General features: G+C 47.2%; 12 protein-coding genes and 1 pseudogene. 11 read left to right on the top strand and 2 right to left on the bottom strand.

Annotated elements, in window-relative coordinates; all coding sequences use genetic code 11:
* Window position 1: 1 nt before the first annotated feature.
* From RID09_RS05205 to chlG, 7 genes are all read left to right on the top strand, one after another.
* Window positions 2-310 (top strand): P-II family nitrogen regulator, encoded by a 309-nt coding sequence (locus RID09_RS05205; RefSeq protein ID WP_446334880.1) that lies wholly within the window; start codon window positions 2-4, stop codon window positions 308-310.
* 818 nt (window positions 311-1,128) lie between these two features.
* On the top strand, window positions 1,129-2,586 hold the full coding sequence (locus tag RID09_RS05200; RefSeq protein ID WP_446334879.1) for a PP2C family protein-serine/threonine phosphatase: 1,458 nt from the start codon (window positions 1,129-1,131) through the stop codon (window positions 2,584-2,586).
* Window positions 2,587-2,613: 27 nt separating this feature from the next.
* Complete coding sequence (locus RID09_RS05195; RefSeq protein WP_446334878.1) at window positions 2,614-2,853, top strand: hypothetical protein; 240 nt, start codon at window positions 2,614-2,616, stop codon at window positions 2,851-2,853.
* 200 nt (window positions 2,854-3,053) lie between these two features.
* Window positions 3,054-4,475 (top strand): argininosuccinate lyase, encoded by a 1,422-nt coding sequence (gene argH, locus RID09_RS05190; RefSeq protein ID WP_446334877.1) that lies wholly within the window; start codon window positions 3,054-3,056, stop codon window positions 4,473-4,475.
* Window positions 4,476-4,628: 153 nt separating this feature from the next.
* A complete protein-coding gene (gene petP / locus RID09_RS05185; protein WP_446334932.1) occupies window positions 4,629-4,823 on the top strand; it encodes a cytochrome b6f subunit PetP in 195 nt (64 codons plus the stop codon).
* A 551-nt stretch (window positions 4,824-5,374) separates the two neighbouring features.
* Window positions 5,375-6,475 carry a Get3/ArsA fold putative tail anchor-mediating ATPase NosAFP gene (locus tag RID09_RS05180; protein WP_446334876.1) on the top strand — a complete coding sequence of 367 codons (1,101 nt, stop codon included), beginning with the start codon at window positions 5,375-5,377 and terminating at the stop codon, window positions 6,473-6,475.
* Between the two features lie 387 nt (window positions 6,476-6,862).
* Window positions 6,863-7,843: a chlorophyll synthase ChlG gene (gene chlG / locus RID09_RS05175; protein ID WP_446334875.1), complete on the top strand. Its 981-nt coding sequence runs from the start codon at window positions 6,863-6,865 to the stop codon at window positions 7,841-7,843.
* A gap of 11 nt (window positions 7,844-7,854) precedes the next feature.
* Here chlG and RID09_RS05170 read toward each other — a convergent pair.
* Window positions 7,855-8,755, bottom strand: a pseudogene (locus tag RID09_RS05170) (RNA-guided endonuclease InsQ/TnpB family protein); the annotation flags it as partial.
* 276 nt (window positions 8,756-9,031) lie between these two features.
* Between RID09_RS05170 and purC the strand changes: the two are divergent.
* The 4 genes from purC to RID09_RS05150 all read left to right on the top strand — a co-directional run bounded on the left by purC (window position 9,032) and on the right by RID09_RS05150 (window position 14,313).
* Window positions 9,032-9,790: a phosphoribosylaminoimidazolesuccinocarboxamide synthase gene (gene purC / locus RID09_RS05165; RefSeq protein ID WP_446334931.1), complete on the top strand. Its 759-nt coding sequence runs from the start codon at window positions 9,032-9,034 to the stop codon at window positions 9,788-9,790.
* Between the two features lie 293 nt (window positions 9,791-10,083).
* Window positions 10,084-12,564, top strand: coding sequence for a BamA/TamA family outer membrane protein (locus tag RID09_RS05160; protein ID WP_446334874.1), 2,481 nt, complete (start codon window positions 10,084-10,086; stop codon window positions 12,562-12,564).
* Between the two features lie 142 nt (window positions 12,565-12,706).
* The gene (lpxC, locus tag RID09_RS05155; RefSeq protein WP_446334873.1) at window positions 12,707-13,636 is read left to right on the top strand and encodes a UDP-3-O-acyl-N-acetylglucosamine deacetylase; all 930 of its coding nucleotides are present in this window, start codon (window positions 12,707-12,709) and stop codon (window positions 13,634-13,636) included.
* Window positions 13,637-14,130: 494 nt separating this feature from the next.
* Complete coding sequence (locus RID09_RS05150) at window positions 14,131-14,313, top strand: hypothetical protein (RefSeq protein ID WP_446334872.1); 183 nt, start codon at window positions 14,131-14,133, stop codon at window positions 14,311-14,313.
* Window positions 14,314-14,328: 15 nt separating this feature from the next.
* Here RID09_RS05150 and RID09_RS05145 read toward each other — a convergent pair whose 3' ends face one another.
* Window positions 14,329-14,919 (bottom strand): hypothetical protein, encoded by a 591-nt coding sequence (locus RID09_RS05145; RefSeq protein WP_446334871.1) that lies wholly within the window; start codon window positions 14,917-14,919, stop codon window positions 14,329-14,331.
* Window positions 14,920-15,134 lie beyond the last annotated feature (215 nt).

Below are 15,134 nucleotides of genomic sequence, written 5' to 3'. Positions count from 1 at the left end.
TATGTCTACTGAAGCCATTTCTGTCAAACCCGCTGTTTTAATGACGATCATTGGTGAGTCCGTACTCAAAGATCGTTTAATCAAACTGCTCAGAAGTAAAGGGGTAACAGGATACACCATCAACGATGTCCTCGGTGAAGGGGGTCATGGCAGGCGAATGGGGGATATTGTTGGGTATAACACCAACATTGAGATGAAAACCGTTGTCTCGTCCGAAGTCTCTGATGAGATCTTCCAAACCTTAGCCGAAATGCAGAACGGTCATGCCTTAATTGCCTTCCGTCATGATGTAGAAGTGTTGCAAAATTAAGCCAAAAGAGCTTTCTGTTTATCCGCTTGGGCAGTACAAGGAATTAAGCAGTCTCAACTGGAGTCTTCTTAACCTGAAGGGGCGGGTAGCCAAACCCTTAATTTTCTATGAGTCCGCATTAGCGTTAGCGAAGGTTGGCGTTAGTCTAGCTTGCTGAAGCGTCGGCGGACTTGACTTGTATGTATGGTTTCTCATTAGCGGAACGGGACGCAGTTGCGTCCTTTTCCAATCGCTCTTGTCAGGTGCAAGATCTGAGTATTAACTAAAAACCAAAATCCAAAATGGATGCAGTCAACTCATCCCCTATCCCCCCTATGGGAAACTTAGGCGCGTCTACAGCCTTGATGCATCTTCAATATTATCCTATTCGAGGCAAAGGGGAAATGCACCTTTTATTTTCCAATCGATAGAAAAAATGTGAGATTCCTTAAGATCTAATAGTGATTTTAGACCCTTGATGGAAGATTAACAACAACAAAGAGTTTAACTAATCCCCCAGATGGATGTTGGCAGAATACTCAATTGGCGCTATGATTGACACCTAAAATCAGTCACATACTTATATAATAACCGGAACAGACTTCAGTACAGCGCCAAAGACCAACAGCGTTAAGATCGGATGTCATCGGGATTTTCCCACGCTTTTTATATTGTCCTATTCATGCCGGCAAGAAGGCTGTCCGGACGTTTCCAACTGACCTCTGGAAGCGTGGATGGTTAAAAGTGTTTCAATTGCTACTTTAAGACCATAAGTGTAGAGACAACCTCCGATTGAACCATATCTTTAGTTAAACGTGATGCTCCCCAACCCTGATGTGATGACAGCACGCCCCTTTAAGAGCCAACCCCCTAATTCAGCGAATGGCACTCCCTATATCGCTGCTTCTGACAAAACACCTGTTTCTGCACTCAAAGAACTTGTAGCTCGCCTGCACCGAGAACAACACAAAATCCAAGATTTGTTAAGTTCGCTGGGATTTGCCTTACGCAGCTTCAACAATTTAAATCAATTTTTAGAATTAATTCCCTTGATGGCTGCACGGGTAACCGATACAGAGGGAGGCGCGTTAGTTTTGTTGAAGCCAAATGGTCACATCCGGCTCGAACAAATTCATTGCCAAGATAATCAAGCGTGTCAGACATTGCGTCAAGCACTCGAACAGGCAAGTCAAACAATCACGGCTCAAGGCAATGAAGATGGAAAATTGGCACTGAGTTCAGAACAGTTGGACAGAATCTGGGCATCCTTTGACGAGCAGGTCAATCGTTATTTAAACGCAGATATTCAGTTATTTGGCACACCGATTTTAATTAAAAATGTCGAACGAGGGCGCTTGTACGTCTTTACCGATGACCTAAACTATAACTGGACGCCAACCCGACAGAAATTAGTGCGGTTAGTTGCCGATCAAACAGCCGTCGCGATCTCTAATGATGAACTTACTGTAGAACTTCGCAAAAAAGAACGCTTAGATCGAGAGTTAGAAATTGGCGCGGAAATCCAATTACGCCTCCTCCCTCGTCAATGTCCCTCGATTAAAGGAATTGAACTGGCGGCTCGGTGTCAGACGGCAAGTCGAGTTGGGGGTGATTACTATGATTTTATTCCCACTAACTATGATCAGCTTCGTCCGCTAGGTTTTTGTGATAATAAATATGTTGATGAAAACAAAGCATTTGTACCCTGGAGCGTTGTGATTGGTGATGTCATGGGTAAAGGTGTGCCAGCCGGCTTAATTATGACGATGACGCGGGGTATGCTACGGGCAGAAGTACTCAACCGTCACTCCCCTGCCCGCATCCTGGAACATTTGAATCGGGTGATGTATGCTGACCTAGAAAATTCCAATCGATTTGTCACTCTGTTTTATTCGGAGTACGATCCCAAAACCCGAACTTTGTCCTATAGCAATGCTGCCCATAATCCCCCCTTCTTATGGCAGGCGTCTACTCATTCTATCCAGCGTCTCGATACAGCAGGGATGCTGATTGGCTTGGAGGCAGATTCTGAGTATGAAGATGCTCAAATCCAGCTCGATGAGGGAGACACGATTATTTATTACACTGATGGATTTACCGATGTTGCCAATCAACATGGCGATCGCTTTGATGAGGAAAATTTGATTGAAGCATTTAAGTGGGCTTGTGAACATCACCAAGGCTCTCAAGTCATTCTAGACTACCTGTTTGAGCAGGTGGGACAGTTTATGGGAGCAAAAAATCATAACGGTGATGATATGACCTTGGTCGTGTTGCAGGTAAAATCTTCCGAGTAACCTATTTAATTTAAGGTAATCATCGCCATGGCTGTTATGGAAGTGCAAGCTCTAGCGTCTGTTGTCAATAGTTTCCATCCGCTTATTGACCTGATGAGTCCATGGCTCACCGATGGACTGGTGTTAGCGCAACAAGTTGAAGATCCTGATGTTTTGGGTCAAATGCAACAGGCGTTTAATAATTTCATTGAATCGGGTCAAGTCTGGGCATTTTTGATTGGTCTAATCATCGGTTATATTTTTCGGGGGATGAGTTCGTTTGGGTGATTGATCATTGGTCATTTGTCCTTGGTGAAGAGGATAAACGATAAAACGATAAAAAACCCAGGATTAGTGCAGCAGGCGCGGAAATAACTTACCCGTTAACAATAGGCGAAAAAGCAACTACCATAAACCTTACAGCCTTCTGCCCTCTTCCCTCTTCCCTCTGCCTTCAAAGAGCCTTTTTGTACTAGGGAATCTGTATTGTGACGGAACAAACAACGTGGAGCCAGCGATTTGAATCGGCACTTCATCCGGCGATCGCAGGTTTTAATGCGAGTATTGGATTTGATATCGAACTGATTGAGTATGACCTGACGGGTTCGGTGGCTCATGCTAGAATGCTTGCCCACACCGGAATTATTTCAGCCGATGAAGCGGAGCAACTGGTGCAGGGTTTAGAACAAATTCGTTCAGAATACCGCCAGGGAAAATTTAACCCCGGTATTGACGCCGAGGACGTTCATTTTGCCGTGGAACGACGTCTCACCGAAATTGTCGGGGATGTGGGGAAAAAGCTGCACACGGCGCGATCGCGCAATGACCAAGTTGGAACAGATACCCGGCTCTATTTGCGGGATAAAATCACCCAAATCCGTACCCAGTTACGAGACATGCAAGGGGTTTTACTCAACTTGGCTCAATCCCATGTCGAAACCCTAATCCCTGGCTACACCCATCTCCAACGCGCCCAGCCGTTGAGTTTAGCCCATCATTTGCTGGCGTATTGGGAAATGTTACAACGGGATTGGCAACGATTGGGGGAAATTTACCCCCGGGTTAATATCTCTCCCTTGGGGTGTGGGGCGCTAGCGGGGACAACGTTTCCTATTGACCGACATTACAGCGCCTCTCTGTTGGAGTTTGGCGATGTCTATCACAACAGTTTAGATGGTGTGAGCGATCGCGACTTTGCTATTGAATTTTTGACGGCGGCGAGTCTGATTATGGTTCACTTGAGCCGATTGTCTGAAGAAATTATTCTTTGGGCATCTCAGGAATTTGGCTTTGTTACCCTCAAAGACAATTGCTCGACGGGATCGAGTATTATGCCCCAAAAGAAAAACCCGGACGTTCCTGAACTGGTACGGGGCAAAACTGGGCGGGTTTTCGGGCATCTCCAAGCTATGTTGGTGCTGATGAAGGGATTGCCTTTGGCATATAACAAGGATTTGCAGGAGGATAAAGAGGCGCTATTTGACAGCGTGAAAACGGTGAAAGGTTGTCTGGAAGCCATGACAATTTTGTTGCGGGAGGGTCTAGAGTTTTGTCCTGAGCGTCTCGCTTCAGCCGTGGCAGAAGATTTCTCTAACGCTACTGATGTGGCTGATTATTTGGCTACCAAAGGGGTTCCCTTCCGAGAAGCCTATAACCTGGTGGGTAAAGTGGTGAGAACCTGTCTAGGTGCAGGTAAACTGCTCAAAGACTTAACCTTGCCAGAGTGGAAAGAAATCCACCCCGCCTTTGAGGAAGATATTTACGACGCGATCGCACCAACTCAGGTAGTTTCTGCCCGTAACAGTTACGGAGGGACGGGATTTGATCAGGTACGACGCGCCTTGGCGGAGGCTCAGGAGCGGATGGTAAGTGGGAGCAATGTTCCAGACGTAGCATGCTACGTCTCTTAGCTGGGGAAGGACACCTTGGTCGGGGCGGGTTTAGTTCAGTTAATGGTTTGAACCGCAGCATTAGTCGTCAAACCCGCCCCTACATGTTCACAACTTCCCAGATTCCGCTACACTTTGGAATGGTTCATCCTATTAGAATTACTAGAAGCAATAATGGAGATTGGTCAAAAAGTTCAAGTCTGTCGTCTCAGAGACCGAGTGTCTGGCGATATCATTAACAAACTAGGGAAAGTTGGCATCATCAAAGATTTTAAAGTGACAGATGGCAGCGGCGTCGGTGTGATCGTCAAGTTTGACGACAATACGGCAACCTGGTTTTTTGAAGATGAACTCAAACCCGTCAGTTAGCTTGACGCCTAACGCCTCACGCCATATCTGTATTTAGATTGGCGTGAGAGGGATAGGCGGTCAATCTCTGGGGCATTGAGCCCCAGAGATTGACAACTTGCGTATCAGTTCTCGGAGTACATCAGATTGGGTTGTTTGTGTTACTTTGCCAAACTTGGCTAGATGTTCATATTCCCGATCCGATACTCGCGTTGTTACTTGCTTCATAGTTGTCAAAGCAATTTCAATTTGCTACCCTTCTACGGTACAGGTTAAATAAATTAAAAGCTAATTGCTTACCTGTATTTTGAACCAAGACAACCTGGTATATGGGGTTGGGTCTAGAAACAGGCTACAGGTAGAAAGCATCTGTTTCCGGGTAAAATTCAGCAGCTACATTGGGTGACAAAACTTTGTATTGTCCGGTGCGGTGGGGCATCCCTTATCGTTAATAAAGCTCAGTCAATGTCCTAAGCAATAGCCGGAGTCGCTGAGAAGCCTACACCATACTGTAATCAGTTGGTGTAGGAGTATGTCACTGGCGACTTCAGTCATCAGCGTCCAACAAAATCATGGCTTTTATTCTCACCTTTTTAGGCAAAGGCGGCACCGGTCGCACCACAATTGCGATCGCGGCGGCTAAAAAATTTGCAAGTCTCGGTCAGCGTGTCCTTTTAATCGGGCAAGATCCTACCCCAGCGTTCGGACTCTTACTGGGAACATTCCCTAGGGCTGATCCGACGGAGGTGGGACCGAATCTGAAAGCGGTTCAGCTTCAGTCTACCTTCCTCCTCGAACGTAGCTGGGAAGAGGTGAAAAAGCTTGAAGCACAGTATTTGCGATCGCCAACGCTGAAAAATGTCTATGGTCAAGAGCTGGGCATTTTACCGGGTATGGATAGTGCTTTAGCCTTGAATGAGATTCGTGAATACGATGGCAGTGGTGAGTATGATGTGATTATCTACGATGGCAGCGGCGACCAAGCCACTCTGAGAATGCTGGGCATGCCAGAAATTCTCAGTTGGTATTTTCGCCGCTTTCGCCAAATCTTTACCGAGTCGGATTTGGGTAAAACGATTTCCCCGTTTATCCAGCCCGTCACCAGCGCTATTCTCAATGTGACCTGGACACCCGACGACTTTGCCCAAAAACCGACTCAGCAAACTAACCAAATGTTGGAGCAGGGTAAAACGGCTGTGGCTGATCCGAATCGGGTGGCGGCTTATTTAGTGACGACGGGAGACACCGCTGCCCTAGCGACTGCCAAATATTTCTGGGGTAGCGCCCAGCAGGTTAATTTGACGGTGGGTGGTGTCCTCCTGAACCAAATTCCAGCAACGGAAACTTTAGCGGCTGAATTTGCCCCGTTAACGGTTAGCGCCTTGCCCCAGTTATCGACAAGCGCTGACTGGCAACCGTTAATTGATGCCCTGCCTGATTTTAAACAAGCGGTGCAAATGCCTAAATCCATTAGCATAGATGTAGCAAATCGTCAAGTCAGTTTGTTTTTACCGGGCTTTGACAAAAAGCAGGTGAAACTCACCCAATATGGCCCGGAGGTGACGATTGAAGCAGGCGATCAGCGGCGTAATATCTGGCTTCCTCCCCAACTGAGCGGTCAATCTGTGAAAGGGGCAAAGTTCCAAGATCGACATTTAATAATTTCGTTCTAAGTTGATTGTCATTCGTCATAATTTGTGTAGGGGCAAAGCATTCGTGCCAAAAACTTAATCCGAAAGGGATAAAATGTCTCCACGAATGCTTCGCCCAGCCCCCAAAGGTAGGGTGCAAAGAGCGTTCGCGCATCGTTCCCGAAGGGTAGCGTAACGCACCATTTCGATAATAGTGAAACCCGCCCCTACATATCGGTCAGGGTAGGTTTTGAGGTAACGTTATCATTAATAGCGAAATTCTCTAAAACCCACCCCTACATAATCACGCACCAGGTTCTATCGAGGATCGCGACGGGTCAAATCGGGGCGGGTTTAGTCAAGTTAGTGGTTTGATCCGGAACGTTATTGGTAAAACCCGCCCCTACACACTCAACACTCAAAACTCCTATGTCTAACTCTCCCTCAACCGAATCAACAGATCGAAGTGCTAAAACCCGGCAACTCCTAGGGATGAAAGGTGCCGCTCCGGGTGAAAAATCTATCTGGAAAATTCGTCTCCAGTTAATGAAACCGATTACCTGGATTCCTCTAATCTGGGGGGTTGTGTGTGGCGCAGCGTCGGGCGGTGGATATACCTGGACGCCGGAAGATATCCTGAGAGCGGTGACGTGTATGTTACTATCGGGTCCGTTGATGGCGGGGTATACCCAAACCCTGAATGATTTTTATGATCGCGAATTGGATGCGATTAATGAACCCTACCGCCCGATTCCTTCTGGGGCAATTTCGGTTCCCCAAGTGGTGACTCAGATTGTTGTGCTGCTGCTGGCGGGTATCGGCGTGGCGTATGGGTTGGATCGATGGGTGGGTCATGAGTTTCCCACGTTAACCTGTTTAACGCTTTTTGGGGCGTTCCTTGCCTATATTTACTCAGCGCCGCCATTGAAATTGAAAAAGAATGGCTGGCTGGGAAACTACGCCCTCGGTGCGAGTTATATTGCCCTTCCCTGGTGGGCGGGTCATGCTTTATTTGGTGATCTGAATTGGACGATTGTGATTCTCACCCTGTTTTATAGTCTGGCAGGTTTAGGCATTGCCGTGGTGAATGACTTTAAGAGTGTGGAAGGCGATCGCCAATTGGGGCTGAAGTCTATTCCGGTTATGTTTGGCGTGGGTACGGCGGCTTGGATTTGTGTGCTGATGATTGATATCTTTCAAGCTGGGATTGCGGGGTATTTAATTAGCATTCATCAAAATCTCTATGCGGCAATCCTGTTGCTGTTAATTGTGCCTCAGATTACATTTCAGGATATGTATTTTCTGCGATCGCCCCTGGAAAATGATGTGAAATATCAAGCCAGCGCTCAACCGTTTTTGGTTCTGGGGATGCTGGTGGCGGGTTTAGCGTTAGGTCATGCGGGGATTTAGGGCGGAATTGTAGAGACGTTCCGATCACAGGTATACCCGCAATGCTGACACTTGTGTACTCGCTTAGACAGTTTCTTTTTGCCTGTCTCCTTTAAGCACTTGGGACAGGTTTGACTTGTGCCTGCGGCAGGTACTTTTTGGAAGTATACCCCACGCTTAAAACAACATTGGGAGAGAATATCTAAAAACTGACCCCAACCCGCATCTAAACAGCTTTTAGCCAACATTCCACGGGCTAATCCTTTGAGGTTTAACTGTTCGGCAAAAATCATGTCAGCCCAGTCACAAAGGTTATGGGCTAACTCCCAATGATAGTTTTTACGGGTGTTTGCTATCCGCTCATGCAGTCGGCTTACTTTGGCTTGTGTTTTTGCGCGATTGTTTGACCCTATGCGCTTTTTAGACACTTTTTTTTGCAGCGATTTCAGCTTGCCTTCTAAGTGTTTAAACGGTCTTGGATTGGGAAACGTTCGCCCATTAGACACGGCGGCAAAGTGCATTAAGCCTACATCTATTCCTATCGATGTACCCGATGGACTGATTTCAGGTACATCTACTTTCCATTGCCGGGTGAGTTGTACATACCAGCATTCCCTCAAATGCTAGTTGTAACCGCTTGAGGGTTTGTTGTAGCACTTGTGAGTGTACCTGCTTAAGTTCAGGGATATTCTTTTTCGCTTGGGTGAGTGCTACTGCTTGAGAATTGTAATTAGGTGCTTTTCTGTCTGCTGGTATGACATACTCACCTTTAATCGAGCAAGCGTTCACCGGACATTTACGACTGTTAACCCAATTCTTGCGTTCACAAAGGGCATAATTGTAGACTCTCCTACACTGCTCTAACCACTCTTCAAAGGTGGCTATTTGGGCGCTAGTTGGTTTTAACTTAAACTCATAAACTAGGGTAAACACTTGCTCGACCTCCTGCAATTGTCCCTATTGTATACACTTATTCCGTAAATGTTATCCGGAATATTTGACTGGCAAAATGAATTTGCCTCTGGACGATCCGCTCGGTTTCATCTCCCAGCTATAGAGCGTGGGAGTCTTCACCGTCGCTTTTTACGATAACTTTTCCTGATCACCCTAAGTACGACAGAGCCTTCCTGGTTATGTACTATCCTGATTGAACGCTCCTCAACTCCATCAAAGATTATAGTTGAGGATTCTATGGAGCAAACCCTGATTATGTCTCAACCTCAAAAACTATACGAAGGCAAAGCCAAAATCCTTTATCCAACTGAAGACCCAGAGATTCTCCTAACCATCTACAAAGATGATGCTACCGCCTTTAATGCCCAAAAGCGAGGTCAAATTGTGGGCAAAGGCGAAATGAATTGCGCGATCGCGGCGCACTTGTTTGAGTTTCTGGAATCTGAAGGCATTTGTACCCATTTCATCGACTGTCCCACCCCCAACCAGATGCGGGTCAAACGAGTGACAATTTTGCCCGTGGAAGTTGTGGTGAGGAACATTGCAGCAGGGAGTCTGTGTCAACAAACTGGATTACCCCTGGGCAAAGTCCTACCCAAGCCCCTCGTGGAATTTTACTATAAGAAGGACGAATTAGGAGATCCCTTGCTAACGCGCGATCGCTTATTACTCCTAGAACTAGCAACCCCCGACCAACTCAACCAGCTAGAACAACTAGCACTGCAAGTCAACCAGAGTCTCATTGCCTTTTTCCAACGCTGCGGTATTACCCTGGTGGACTTTAAGCTAGAATTCGGCATTGATACCAACCAACAGTTGCTCTTAGCCGATGAAATTAGCCCCGATACCTGTCGTTTGTGGAACCAAGGAGAAACCGATCCAGAACAGCGAGTCATGGACAAAGATCGCTTTCGTCGGGATCTAGGACAGGTAGAACAAGCCTATCAGCAAGTTCTAGATCGAGTGCTAGCCCAAGAAGGCAGCAGACAGAAGGCACAGAGCAAAAGGCTGTAAGGTTTAGGGTGTCTGCGTTTTTCTGACGCTTGTTAACCGATGGGTATAGGAAGCTGCGCTGGGCTTGGGAGACTTAATTGCTCAAGAGTAAGCGAGGTGATAAAAATCCTGGTATTTTTTCCTGTATCGGTTCAGTGATGACTGCTTAGGTTTAAGGCTACTCGATCAACTTAACCAAGCTGGTTAAGCAGCCAATCGCTTAACTCATTAACAAGCAGTGGACAACAGATAACAGCTGATCGCAATTCTTGCAATCAACGTGGTGTGTGGACGTGTCAAAAAATCTGAGGATCATGCGCTTATCTCCTTTATTAACAGCAATTCTCGCTGTAACAACTAGCATCGGTTTATCGAACTCCCCTAGCCATGGGCAAACGACTGACCCACCCATCCTGGTATTTGACCGCAGTCAACGGGATGAGTTAAGAGAACATGAGAAAACGGGGACGCTAGAACACCCGGAAACAACAACGGCTCAAACGGTGATAGAAAAAACCGATGGGGTAAAAGAGAGTCCTGGAAGTGAGACAGAATCTATTTCCCAGCCCATTCATGAAAATCCAGCGATTCATTCGATTCAGGTAAATTCAACCCGATTAACCTCGATTCAACCCCCAAATCATGGTAAGGTGCAGCAGGATTCTCATCCTCGGTTGGCTCAAATTAGCGACGAAACTCTCACAGAAACGAGCCATACCGCAAAAGACCATCCTAGAAGTGAGGCAGAATCGAACTCTAAGCCGATTCTAGAGAACCCAGCTATTCATCCAATTGAGGTAAGTTCGACACAATTAACACCCATTCAACCCCCCACTTTAAATCATCAAGCCGTCCATGCCACAGCAGCACCAACGGTAACTCCTACACCTCCCTTAACTGTCCAAGTTCAAGTCCCCCCAACTAACTCACCAACGCCGCCCGCCAATCAGCCAGAACCACGAGTTCTCGTATCAGAAGTCTTAATTAACTTCCAGGATTACACCGGACCGCAAGAACAACTAGAAAACGAGATTTTTCGAGCGATTAGCACCAGACCCGGATTAGCAACAACTCGCTCTCAGTTACAGCAAGATGTGAATGCTGTCTTTGCTACAGGTTTGTTCAGAAGTGTGGACGTTATACCCGAAGATACCCCCTTGGGCGTGCGGATTACCTTTGTCGTTGAACCTAACCCTGTACTGCGTCAGGTTGCGGTGAATACTGTTCCTATAGAAGCCGGGGCGCGGGTTTTGCCTCAAGAGGTGGTTGATACTATCTTTCAAGAGCAATATGGTGAGATTCTTAACCTGAATGACCTACAACAAGGCGTTCAAAGGTTAAACGAATGGTATGAAGAACAGGGGTATGACCTAGCTCAAGTCGTTGATGCCTCAGATATCAACGATGATGGCATTGTCACCTTGACTGTAGCAGAAGGCGTGATTGAAGAGATTGCAGTACGCTATCTCGATGAAGAGGGAGAACCGATACTGGATGAGGAGGGTCAACAAATTCGCTTACTCACGGAAGGGGACGAACCTATTGGTGGACGCACCCGTCCCTTTATCATCACCCGCGAGATGCAACTCAATGAGGGTGATGTGTTTAACCGCGAAATTGCTGAACGCGATTTGCGACGAGTGTTTGGTCTTGGACTATTTGACGACGTGCGCCTTTCCTTTGCTCCGGGAACTGACCCCCGTCGAGTGGTGGTTGTGGTGGATGTGATCGAGAGAAATACAGGCTCCCTGGCGGCTGGGGCGGGAGTCAGCTCTGCCAGTGGCTTATTTGGTACGGTTAGCTATCAGCAGCAAAACCTGGGTGGTAATAATCAAACCCTCGGAGCAGAATTCCAGGTGGGAGAACGCGCCCTACTGTTTGACCTTCGTTTTACAGACCCTTGGATTGCTGGCGATTCCTTCCGCACATCCTATACTGTGAATGCCTTCCGACGCCGCTCGATTTCTCTGATTTTCGACGGCGGTGATCCTGAGGTCGAACTGGAAAATGGTGACCGTCCCCGTGTGGTTCGTACTGGTGGTGGAATCAACTTTACCCGTCCATTATCCCGTGACCTCTATCGGCGCTCTGAATGGACAGCATCAGCTGGATTTGAATATCAAAACGTGTCGATTCGAGACTCTGATGGTGACCTGAGTCCAGAGGATGAATTGGGTAACGATTTAAGCTTCAGTGGAGAGGGTAAAGACGACCTGTTGACCCTACAACTGGGTGCTGTGCGCGATCGCCGCAATAATCCTCTGCGACCGACAAGTGGCTCTCTACTCAGATTCGGAGTCGAACAGACGATTCCCATCGGTCAAGGGAATATCTTTCTCAGTCGCCTGCGCGGTAGCTACAGTTACTATTTACCCGTAGAATTTACCGATTTCACCGAAGGAGCCGAAGCCCTTGCCTTTAATTTACAAGCTGGAACCGCGCTCGGAGACTTACCCCCCTACGAAGCCTTTTCTCTGGGTGGTAGTAACTCAGTGCGCGGTTACGATGAGGGAGAAGTGGGTTCAGGTCGCAGCTTTATTCAAGCAACCGCAGAATACCGTTTTCCGATTATCTCTGTAGTCGGTGGTGCTTTATTTGCTGACTTTGCCAGCGATTTAGGTACAGGTGATGATGTACCTGGTGAACCTGCGATCGTTCGCGATAAACCCGGCACCGGCTTTGGTGTCGGGGTTGGTATCCGAGTCCAATCCCCCCTTGGTCCGATTCGTGTGGATTATGGGTTTAATGATGAAGGAGAAAGCCGTCTCCACTTCGGTATCGGAGAACGCTTTTAATGCACCAGTTTTTACTCTCTCAGTCGGGGCGGGTTTAGTTACATCTGGGTGAGATAAGAAACGATAGTAGTAAAACCCGCCCCTACGCAAAAAACAACAGTTCCCCCCTGACAAATAACGAATGACGAATGACGAATAACAAATGACCAACTACACTTTGGGTGCTGCTTTTGAACGATCAGGTATTGGATTGCACAGTGGGATCACCACCACTGTTCGCATCTTGCCTGCTGTAGCCGGGACGGGACGATATTTTGTTCGAGTTGACCTGCCAGGGAAGCCTGTGATTCCAGCGCGAGTGGAGGCTGTCTCTGGCACAATGCTTTCTACCCAATTGAAGGCTGAAAATTGTGAGAATTTTATCAATTCCTCCGACTCAGATGTCACAGTAGGGACAGTAGAACACCTACTCGCCGCCCTCGCAGGGAGTGGAGTGGACAATGCTTGTATTGAAATTGATGGATCAGAAGTTCCCCTGTTGGATGGTTCGGCGCTGGCTTGGGTGAAAGCGATTCAGGAGGTAGGGATTGTGGAGAGTGAATGCCCCCAAAACTCGTCTCATCTATCTCCTCTAGCTTCCCCGATGTTTGTTGGGGAACCCATCTGGGTTTGTCGAGACGATGCCTTTGTCGCCGCCTTACCCGCACCGATCACTCGATTTACCTACGGCATTGATTTTGATAACCCAGCCATTGGCAATCAATGGTATAGCTGGACACCGGAACAAGAGCATTTTGCGGAAGCGATCGCACCGGCGCGAACCTTTGGTTTAGCCAACCAAGTTGACCAGCTACGCGATCGCGGTTTAATTAAAGGCGGTAGCTTGGAGAATGCCTTAGTTTGCGACGATCACGGATGGTTGAATCCGCCCTTGCGATTTTCAAATGAGCCAGTGCGTCATAAACTTTTAGATTTAGTAGGGGATTTGAGTTTATTGGGGAAATTTCCTGTCGCTCACTTCCTCGCCTACAAAGCCAGTCACAATCTGCATATTCAATTGGCGAGATTACTGGCTCGACAAATCGGCGCTTGGAATGTCAGTCATCAATCTTCAGCCGTTATCGGCAATTGATCACGACGGGCTAACTGAACGCTAGCTCATCCAAGTTCCTCGTGCAGCGGACGCGAAAGTAAGAGACCACTATTAAATCCGCTTAAACTATGGGTCAGGAACCTCAGCCTAAAGGCATGAGGCTTGAAAGAGAAGTCTAACAAGCCATTCTGACCAGCTTAAGTCTTAAATGACTACGTTATCGGCAAGTGTTCAAGAGATGGTGCGTAGATACGTAGCTAGTCTACTGCTCTAGAACCGAAAAGTTAAACAGTTTTAAGGTCACTGAAACAGTGCTTTTTGGATAGTTACCGACCGATAACATTGGCGAAGCTAACTTTACCCCGGAAACGGGAGACTGAGGCAACCGTACCTCATTGGAGGGGCAACCATACCCCTCCGCCCCAAAAAGGGGTAGGCGGTTGAAACCGCTACCGAGTGTTCCTCCCCGGTCTGAAGCTTGCCCGATAAGCGAAGCGAAGGGACACGGGGTTTCCCACAACGGAGGAGTCCTAATGAACATCCCCACTGCCCTAATCAATGAACTGAAGCTCTACCTCAAACACCGAACCGACAATGGTGATCTCGAAGCTAAAACTTTATTGACTCAAATCGAACAGTTTACTAGCTCACCCACAGCCGCAGAGGAACAAACCTTGTATTCCCAACCCCCAGAGGGGTTAGATGTAGGGTGTTGATCTTTTTGTCATTTATCACAACACATTTTCCCGACAGATATTCAATATCCGTTGATCATTCTCACTCAGTTGACCAACAGGTTGATACTGATCAAGTCTAACTGTATGGGGATAGGTTAAAGAGTCGTAAGCTCGATCTAGATGAAGCTGACTCCCCGCCGCCACCGAGGTTTGTTGCTGATTCTCGATGGTGTGAGCTAAAGCGGTTTGGTCATAGGGGTTGACAACCTGGAGATTCATCTGTTTAGATTCTAGGGTGCCATAAAAACAGCTAAACTCAGATTGAGGTAAGTAAAGTGCCCCAACTAGCTTTCCTTTATTGGCTTGAAACACAATATATTCTTGACCAATCTGATCCGGTTGAGAGGATTGACCGTAGAGGTAAGTACCATCAGGGATTAAGGTGGCTGAGGCGGATACAGTAGATTGATTCGGTTCCACAGCAGCACTGTCCACGGCTTGCTTGAGTTGTTGAGCGACGGCTGTTGGTCTACTGGAGACATTCATTGTTAGTCCTACCGTCAGCAGTAACCCGGTTAAGGGTAAACGCCAAGGAAAAAACGGTTGACGTTGGGACTGTAAAAACTCAATGAATCGGCTAATCACCGTGGTATCCTCCTTGAAAATAATATAGAAACACCCTTAAAAAATCTGAAATCCTAGCACACAGTTGGTAGCCGCCCTATTTTTTGTTAAAGTAGACTTAAGCTAAAGTAGAGGTTAACAAGGCATCCTTGCTTTCTATCAAAGCTTGAATCCGTCTCTTTTTTGTCCTGCCTTTATCCGGTTTCTCAACCGTCACATTTGGCACGGGCAAGAGT

The organism is Coleofasciculus sp. G1-WW12-02 (genome assembly GCF_040219735.1).
GTDB lineage: Bacteria > Cyanobacteriota > Cyanobacteriia > Cyanobacteriales > Coleofasciculaceae > Coleofasciculus.
Note: the sequence above shows the minus strand (reverse complement) of the source record. Positions and strands in the feature narration are given on the sequence as shown.

Excerpts from the sequence above, each read along its gene's own strand:
- petP (WP_446334932.1), top strand. The coding sequence starts at position 4,629 with ATGGAGATTGGTCAAAAAGTTCAAGTCTGTCGTCTCAGAGACCGAGTG.
- RID09_RS05205 (WP_446334880.1), top strand. The coding sequence starts at position 2 with ATGTCTACTGAAGCCATTTCTGTCAAACCCGCTGTTTTAATGACGATC.
- chlG (WP_446334875.1), top strand. The coding sequence starts at position 6,863 with ATGTCTAACTCTCCCTCAACCGAATCAACAGATCGAAGTGCTAAAACC.
- RID09_RS05200 (WP_446334879.1), top strand. The coding sequence starts at position 1,129 with ATGACAGCACGCCCCTTTAAGAGCCAACCCCCTAATTCAGCGAATGGC.
- RID09_RS05195 (WP_446334878.1), top strand. The coding sequence starts at position 2,614 with ATGGCTGTTATGGAAGTGCAAGCTCTAGCGTCTGTTGTCAATAGTTTC.
- RID09_RS05150 (WP_446334872.1), top strand. The coding sequence starts at position 14,131 with ATGAACATCCCCACTGCCCTAATCAATGAACTGAAGCTCTACCTCAAA.
- purC (WP_446334931.1), top strand. The coding sequence starts at position 9,032 with ATGTCTCAACCTCAAAAACTATACGAAGGCAAAGCCAAAATCCTTTAT.
- RID09_RS05180 (WP_446334876.1), top strand. The coding sequence starts at position 5,375 with ATGGCTTTTATTCTCACCTTTTTAGGCAAAGGCGGCACCGGTCGCACC.
- lpxC (WP_446334873.1), top strand. The coding sequence starts at position 12,707 with ATGACCAACTACACTTTGGGTGCTGCTTTTGAACGATCAGGTATTGGA.
- RID09_RS05160 (WP_446334874.1), top strand. The coding sequence starts at position 10,084 with ATGCGCTTATCTCCTTTATTAACAGCAATTCTCGCTGTAACAACTAGC.